The organism is Empedobacter sp. UBA3239 (assembly GCF_002362875.1).
Taxonomy (GTDB): Bacteria; Bacteroidota; Bacteroidia; order Flavobacteriales; family Weeksellaceae; genus Empedobacter; species Empedobacter falsenii_B.
This window is the reverse complement of sequence record NZ_DEVJ01000074.1, coordinates 23,874-30,830: the sequence shown is the minus strand read 5'-3', so window position 1 is coordinate 30,830 and position 6,957 is coordinate 23,874. Positions and strand designations below refer to the sequence as shown.

Genomic DNA, 6,957 nt, shown 5'->3' with positions numbered 1-6,957 from the left:
CTATTTCAGGACGGGACATAGTTTTCAAAATAAAAAGCGTTACTTTTCGAGTAACGCTTTTTGTTTATTTCCCAACTAAAATCACTTCTTTAGAATTTATCCGAATAACTCTTTCACTTTCAAAAGTAAAAATTAGGTCATCATTTTCATTTGGATATTCTTTATCAACTAATGAATAATTTTCATCACGTAAATTAGAATCAAAAAATGTAATTCCAGATAAACATGAATCGTCTTCAATATATTCTTCAAAAGGTTTAATTTGTTTTAGATATGTATAATTATTTACTAAAAAATATAAATCATTATACTTCATTTTTTTAATAGTATTTTCTTCTATTATGACAAAATGTATTTTAATAAATTCATTTGTCACCTCCAATTCATTTGAAATAAAATCATAACAATTATGAAGATCTATTTCTTCATTCTCAAATTCAATTTCTGTAAAAGAAATAATTTTAAAATTTGTTTTCATTAGATTAAATTCCAATTAAATCAATAGTTAATCAACTAATTACTTCGCAAACTGAGCAGCTAATTTTTCTGCTTTTTTAGATTCTGAATAATCATAGAATCCTTCTCCAGATTTTACTCCTTTTTTACCAGCAGTTACCATGTTAACTAACAATGGACAAGGTGCATATTTAGGATTTTTGAAACCATCGTACAACACTTCTAAGATTGATAAACAAACGTCTAAACCGATAAAATCTGCTAATTGTAATGGTCCCATTGGATGAGCCATACCTAATTTCATTACTTCGTCAATTTCTTTCACGCCCGCAACTCCTTCATATAAAGAATAAATTGCTTCGTTAATCATTGGCATTAAAATACGATTGGCGATAAAACCTGGATAATCATTCACTTCAACTGGAACTTTTCCTAATTTTTCTGACATTTCCATAATCGCTTTCGTTACTTCGTCTGTTGTATCGTAACCACGAATAATTTCAACCAATTTCATCATCGGAACTGGATTCATGAAATGCATTCCAATCACTTGTTTTGGACGACTTGTAACAGACGCAATTTTTGTAATCGAAATAGAAGAAGTATTAGACGCTAAAATTGCATTTGCTGGCGCAGCTTCATCAATTTGTTTGAAGATTTTCAATTTCAAATCTAAATTTTCTGTTGCAGCTTCTACAACTAAATCCGCATTTTTTACCGCTTCCGCAGTATCTGTAAATGTTGTAATATTATTTAAAGTTGCTGTTTTGTCAGCTTCCGTAATTTTTTCTTTGGCGATCATACGCTCCAAATTTCCAGCGATTGTTTTCAATCCACGCTCCAAACTATCTTGAGAAACGTCAACCAAATTCACTGCAAATCCTGATTGTGCGAAAACGTGAGCAATTCCATTCCCCATCGTTCCAGCTCCAATAACTGTAATGTTTTTCATCTTTTTGTATGTTTGTTTTTATTATTTATTTTTTTTCGAGATTCGAAGTTCGAAATGAGTTTTGCGAAATTTGATTTTTCAGAATGAGAAGCTGAAATGAATTCAGCTTGACAAATTTTCGTCATTCTGAACTTGTTTCAAAATCACATCATATTCATGCGTTTAGCGAAATTCGAACTTCTAAAATCTAACATCGATTTATTCTTTCTCGATTGTTTGATTTTTGATGACTTGCTGTTCTTTTTCAAAATAAGCAATAATCTCCAACGCAACTTTCAAGGCATTTCGTCCATCTTGTAACGAAACTTTAATCGGCGAATTATTCACAATAGAATCTGCAAAGCTTTCCAATTCATCCAAAATTGCATTATTTGGTAAAACTTCAGGATGTTCGAAACAAATTTCTCTACGATCTCCTTTATCATTTTCCAAAATCATTGCAAATTCACTTGGATTTTCTGGAGCCTTGTGCATTTTAATAATTTCAGTCTTTTTCGTCAAGAAATCAATTGAGATATACGCATTTCGCTGAAAAACACGCATTTTTCGCATATTTTTCATTGACATTCTACTTGTCGAAACATTCACCACACAACCATTTTCGAACTCAATTCGAGCATTTGCAATATCAGGCGTATCACTAATAACCGAAACTCCAGATGAATGAATAGATTTAATTTCTGATTTTACAATCGATAAAATCACATCCAAATCATGAATCATCAAATCTAACACAACAGGAACATCTGTTCCGCGCGGATTAAATTCTGCCAAACGATGCGTTTCGATAAACAATGGTTCTTCGATAAAAGGTGAAGCCGCTGTAAATGCAGGATTAAAACGCTCTACGTGTCCAACTTGCGCTTTCAAACCTTTTTCATTTGTCAATTTCAACAAATGATCTGCCTCTTCTAAGGTATGCGTAACTGGTTTTTCAATGAAAAAGTGTTTATTTTTTTCGATCACTTTCAATGCAACTTCATAATGTGATAACGTTGGTGTCACAATATCAACAACATCAACAGCATCAATTAATTCGTCCATCGAACTAAAATATTTGTACCCAAATTCAGCTTCAACTTTTTTTCCATTTTCTTCAAAAGAATCAAAGAAGCCAATTAATTCGTATCTTTCCGATTGATTTAATAACTTTAAATGGATTTTTCCAAGGTGCCCGGCACCGATCACTCCTACTTTTAACATTTGGTAGATTTTGCCGTTAAAATTAATGAGAATAAGTTGTATTTAATGCATTTTTGTAAAAATTTTGGAATATGTCTGTAGACGATTTTAAACACAGAGGACGACGCAAAATGTTGGTTGATTTGTTGCGCTCGAAAGGAATTGAAGATGAAAACGTATTGGAAGCTATTAATTTAGTGCCACGACATTTATTTTTAGACAGCGCATTTACGGAATTCGCATATCGCGACGAAGCTTTTCCGATTGCTGCTGGACAAACGATTTCGCATCCGTTTACAGTTGCTTTTCAGACACAATTATTAGACATTCAGCCTAATGAAAAAGTCTTAGAAATCGGAACTGGTTCTGGTTATCAAACTGCTGTTTTGGTTGCTTTGGGTGTTGAAGTTTTTACGATTGAAAGACAAAAAGATTTGTTTGATTTCTCGAAAATCATGTTGAAAAAAATCAATTTCGAGCCACGTTATCAAACGTATGGAGATGGTTACAAAGGTTTACCTTCTTTTGCTCCTTTTGATAAAATTATTGTAACGGCTGGTGCGCCAGAAATTCCAGAAGAATTAAAAAAACAATTGAATATTGGAGGAATAATGGTGATTCCAGTTGGTGAACAATCGCAACGAATGATTGTCATTATAAGATTATCAGAAGATCAATTTGAGCATTACGAATTTGGAGATTTCAAATTTGTACCAATGTTAGAAAGCCGAGATAAATAAAATAAAAAACTCCAACTAATATTTAGTTGGAGTTTTTGTTTGAATATATTTTTTATTAATCATCAATTTTCTTAAAATTTCCGTTTTTATCAAATTTTAATTCAAGTCCATTGTTCAATTTCACTTCAATTTCTTTTCGGTCTCTTTCAATTTTTGTTATTGTAGTATTCGGAAAACTTCTTTTCACATAATTCGAAATTTTAGCTGGAATAAATCCTGTTGGAATAGCATTTCGTTTTCCATCGACTTCTTTCCAAGCTCCGTCTCCATCAAATTCTACTTTTGTTCCATTTGCCAAATACACTTTATATTCTTTCGAAAAATAATCGTCGTCCAACATCACAGAACCAACTTGTTTTACACCAAAATATTTGTTGATAAATTGCTGTCCCATTTTTGGAACTTGGTTATATTTTATTGCTTTATCTTGAGCAAAAGAAATCAACGTTGCACTTAACATGATAACACTTAAAAACTTTTTCATTTTGTTTGATTTTATAATTATTAAGACAAAGTTGCAAAGTGAATTAGGAAAGATTTGGGAATAATTTATTTTTTCAAAATAAATTGATGAAAAGGAAACTCATAATTGTAACGTAACGTCAAATTTTGTTGATTTTTGATAATCGTGTCCACAATCGAAAGCCCCAAGCCATTATTTCCATCACTTGTTCCTTGTTTATAAAAACGACTAAAAATAAGATTCGAATCCAATGTTGCGTTTTTCCCTGTATTCGAAATTATAAATTGATTTGAATCACTTTCTATCTTAATAATTTTCTCATCATTATTATGTTTGATCGCATTTCGAATCAAATTTGAAATTAAAATTCGCGCTAAATCGATATTAAAATCAAGAATAAAATCTGCCTTAAAATTCGTTTCTAATTTAATTTCTTCTGCTTCTAAAATTTCTTCATAATCTTCGATCAAATCTTTTGTCAAAGCTGTAAAATTAACTTCAACATTATTTTTGTATTGATTATTCTCGATTCGAGATAACATTAACAACGACTTATTAAGATTCACCATTCTCCAAAGTATTTGCTTGGTTTCTACCAAACTCATCACCTCTTTTTCTTTTAAATCTGAATTTTCTATTAGCAAATCAAGTTTGTTTAGCGCAATTGTCAAAGGTGTTTGCAATTCGTGGGAAGCATTTTCGATGAACAATTTTTGTGAATTAAAAACCTCATCATTTCGATTAATCATTCGCTCAATTTCTTTTTGCAAATAAGAAAATTCTTTCACATTCGTTTCGACAAGTTTTGGTTTTTCGTTATTTCCTACTTCATATTTTCTTAATTGAGAAATAATTTGCCCAAAAGGTTTGAAAGCTTTTTTCAATCCAAAATGATTAATCAATAAAATACTAATCAAAATAAAAACATACAACGCAATCAAAGAAATCGATAAATCATAAATCAATTCATCTTCTTCAACAGTTGATGTTCTAATTTCTAATGAATACGGATGATTTTCTTTGTCATAAAAACCAGTTCTCAATATACGATAAGGCTCCATGTCATCATCGTATCCCATGTAAACCAACTCATTCGAAAAATGATTTCTTTCATCATATTTACTTGGATCAACTTTGGACATTTTGAATTGACTTAATCCAAATTCGGTTGTATTTAATAAATTCGGATCGCGATAAGCTTCTCGAATAATTTCAATTTTTTGATTCTTTAATCCGTCATCTACATTGTCATAAACTTCATCCAAAATCAAGGAATGAAAAAGAAATGCCCAAATCGCAATAACGATAAGCAACCAAAATGTGAGGTAACGAAATGTATAATTTTTTAGTGATATTTTCATGTTAAATCAACTTATAACCAATCCCATAAACCGCTTGTAAATCGGCTTCGGAGTTTGCTTCTTTCATTTTTTTCCTTAGATTTTTTATTTGCGAATAAATAAAATCTAAATTATCAGATAGCTCAATATGATCTCCCCAAACACTTTCTGCTAAAGTCGTTTTCTGAAAAACACGTTCGGGTCTCAACATAAAATAATACAGCAAATCATATTCCTTTCTGTTTAATTTCAGTTCGATATTATTTACTTTTACCAAACGATCTTCGGGAAAAATTTGAATATTTTTATAACTCAAAACATCCTCTCCTTTTTGTAGATTTTTGCGCAAAGCAACTTTAATTCGAGCCAATAATTCAGCAAAATGAAACGGTTTCGCTAAATAATCATCCGCGCCAACCAATAATCCTTCTACTTTATCATCAACCGAATCTTTCGCCGACAAAATAATCACCGAAGTTTCTTTATGAAGATTCTTCAATTCCTTCAACAAAGACATTCCATCACCGTCTGGTAACATCATATCCAATAAAATGCAATCATAATCGAACGAAATTATTTTATCCAAAGCTTGCTGATAATTATCTGCTGTTTCGACAATCATCTTTTCCTTTTCTAAAAACTCAACAATTGTTTCTTGCAATTTTATTTCATCTTCTACGACTAAAATCTTCATAACTTCAGTTTAAATAATTGGTAAAAATAGATAGTAAAATAGGAAAGAATTAGGAAAACTCCTACTTTTATTCTCAAAATTTAAGATTTCAATTTTGAAAAAATATAGCTTTAAAAATGATTATAGCGAAGGTGCTCACCCAGCAATTTTGCAACGATTAATCGATACAAATTTAGAACAAACTATTGGTTATGGCGAAGACGAATTTTGCAATGAAGCAAGAGAGTTTATCAAAAAAAGACTGAAAAAAGATTCAGCAATTCATTTTGTTTCTGGTGGAACACAAGCCAATTTAATTGTAATTTCTTCTATTCTAAAACCACACGAATCTGTAGTTGCAGCCGAAAGCGGGCATATTGCCGTTCACGAAACGGGCGCGATAGAAGCAACAGGACATAAAATAAATACCATTGCGACGGATAATGGAAAAATAACTCCTGAGCAAATTTCGATTATTCTTGCCACACATACGGACGAGCATATGGTAAAGCCAAAATTGGTTTATATTTCTAATTCTACGGAAGTTGGAAGTGTTTATTCAAAAAAGGAATTGCAAAAGCTTTATCATTTTTGCCAAGAAAATAATTTATACCTTTTTGTTGATGGCGCACGTTTAGCTTCTGCTTTAACTTCTTCTAAATGTGATTTAAACTTAGAAGATATGGCGAATTTTACAGATGTTTTTTACATTGGCGGAACTAAAAATGGTGCACTTTTAGGTGAAGCAATTGTGATAAATAATTTGAAATTGGACGAAGATTTTCGTTATCATATTAAGCAAAAAGGCGGAATGTTAGCGAAAGGACGTTTGATAGGAATTCAATTTTCGGAAATATTTCGAGATGATTTATTTTTCGAGATGGGAAAACACGCCAATCAAATGGCAGAAAAATTAGCAAATGCTATTTCAGCAAAAGGTCACAACTTTTTGACAGAACCATCTTCCAATCAAATTTTCCCTATTTTACCAAATTCAATTATCGAAAAACTACAACAAGATTTTGAGTTTTATATTTGGCAAAAAATTGATGAAGAAAATTCTGCAATTAGATTAGTCACTTCTTGGACAACACCAGAGGAACAAGTAGAAAATTTTATCAAATTAATATAAAACATAAAAGGATCCATAA

The 6,957-nt window shown here is 31.1% G+C and carries 8 protein-coding genes; 2 read left to right on the top strand and 6 right to left on the bottom strand.

The window, feature by feature from the left end; translation table 11 throughout:
- Positions 1-64 precede the first annotated feature (64 nt).
- From B4G36_RS11510 to B4G36_RS11500, 3 genes are all read right to left on the bottom strand, one after another.
- Positions 65-478, bottom strand: a complete 414-nt coding sequence (locus B4G36_RS11510; RefSeq protein ID WP_221854499.1) for a hypothetical protein — start codon at positions 476-478, stop codon at positions 65-67.
- A gap of 39 nt (positions 479-517) precedes the next feature.
- On the bottom strand, positions 518-1,408 hold the full coding sequence (locus tag B4G36_RS11505; protein WP_114997739.1) for a 3-hydroxyacyl-CoA dehydrogenase family protein: 891 nt from the start codon (positions 1,406-1,408) through the stop codon (positions 518-520).
- A 198-nt stretch (positions 1,409-1,606) separates the two neighbouring features.
- The gene (locus B4G36_RS11500) at positions 1,607-2,611 is read right to left on the bottom strand and encodes a Gfo/Idh/MocA family protein (protein ID WP_291064103.1); all 1,005 of its coding nucleotides are present in this window, start codon (positions 2,609-2,611) and stop codon (positions 1,607-1,609) included.
- A 71-nt stretch (positions 2,612-2,682) separates the two neighbouring features.
- On the opposite strand from B4G36_RS11500, the gene B4G36_RS11495 reads away from it, so the two are divergent.
- The gene (locus tag B4G36_RS11495) at positions 2,683-3,330 is read left to right on the top strand and encodes a protein-L-isoaspartate(D-aspartate) O-methyltransferase (protein ID WP_280045208.1); all 648 of its coding nucleotides are present in this window, start codon (positions 2,683-2,685) and stop codon (positions 3,328-3,330) included.
- A 55-nt stretch (positions 3,331-3,385) separates the two neighbouring features.
- Here B4G36_RS11495 and B4G36_RS11490 read toward each other — a convergent pair whose 3' ends face one another.
- The 3 genes from B4G36_RS11490 to B4G36_RS11480 form a co-directional block, all read right to left on the bottom strand.
- Positions 3,386-3,814, bottom strand: a complete 429-nt coding sequence (locus tag B4G36_RS11490; protein ID WP_114997745.1) for a PepSY-like domain-containing protein — start codon at positions 3,812-3,814, stop codon at positions 3,386-3,388.
- 65 nt (positions 3,815-3,879) lie between these two features.
- A complete protein-coding gene (locus B4G36_RS11485) occupies positions 3,880-5,154 on the bottom strand; it encodes a sensor histidine kinase (RefSeq protein ID WP_291064102.1) in 1,275 nt (424 codons plus the stop codon).
- Position 5,155: 1 nt separating this feature from the next.
- Positions 5,156-5,827 carry a response regulator transcription factor gene (locus B4G36_RS11480; RefSeq protein WP_221854497.1) on the bottom strand — a complete coding sequence of 224 codons (672 nt, stop codon included), beginning with the start codon at positions 5,825-5,827 and terminating at the stop codon, positions 5,156-5,158.
- A 94-nt stretch (positions 5,828-5,921) separates the two neighbouring features.
- Here B4G36_RS11480 and B4G36_RS11475 point away from each other — a divergent pair, with 94 nt between their 5' ends.
- A complete protein-coding gene (locus B4G36_RS11475; RefSeq protein WP_291064101.1) occupies positions 5,922-6,938 on the top strand; it encodes a threonine aldolase family protein in 1,017 nt (338 codons plus the stop codon).
- The last annotated feature ends 19 nt before the right edge of the window (positions 6,939-6,957 follow it).